This is a genomic window from Marinobacter sp. C7 (genome assembly GCF_022343555.1).
Taxonomy (GTDB): domain Bacteria; phylum Pseudomonadota; class Gammaproteobacteria; order Pseudomonadales; family Oleiphilaceae; genus Marinobacter.
Window position 1 is genome coordinate 1 of sequence record NZ_JAKQZH010000079.1, and the last position, 543, is coordinate 543.

1 pseudogene is annotated in these 543 nt (G+C 62.1%); it reads left to right on the forward strand.

Features of this window, described 5'->3' with window-relative positions:
• A pseudogene (locus MD273_RS18825) lies at window positions 1–543 on the forward strand (UbiD family decarboxylase domain-containing protein); the annotation flags it as partial.

The following is a 543-nucleotide window of genomic DNA, read 5'->3' on the forward strand; positions in this document are numbered from 1 at the left end:
GCTTTCGGCGATCACGACGCGGAAAAACCCGGTCTATCTTTCCACCTATACCGGCCGTCCACCGGACGAACCCTCGGTGCTCGGCGAGGCAATGAACGCGCTGTTCGTGCCGCTGGTCAAACAGCAGTTTCCGGAAATCGCCGATATCCACCTGCCGCCGGAAGCCTGCTCCTACCGCGCCATCGTTGTCTCGATCGACAAGCGCTATCCGGGACAGGCGCGCCGGGTAATGATGGGGCTGTGGTCGATGCTACCGCAATTCTCGATGACCAAGCTGATCATCGTCGTCGACCCCGATATCGATGTGCGCAAATGGGAGGATGTGATGTGGGCGCTTTCGACCCGCTTCGATGCCGCCCGCGACGCGCTCGTCATCGACAACACCCCAATCGACTACCTCGACTTCGCCTCTCCGAAAGCAGGCCTCGGCGGCAAGCTCGGCCTCGATGCGACGACAAAGCTCGGCCCGGAAACGGAGCGCGAATGGGGCGCGGTGCTGAAGATGTCACCCGAGGTGACGGAGAAGGTCGATCGGCTGTGGCA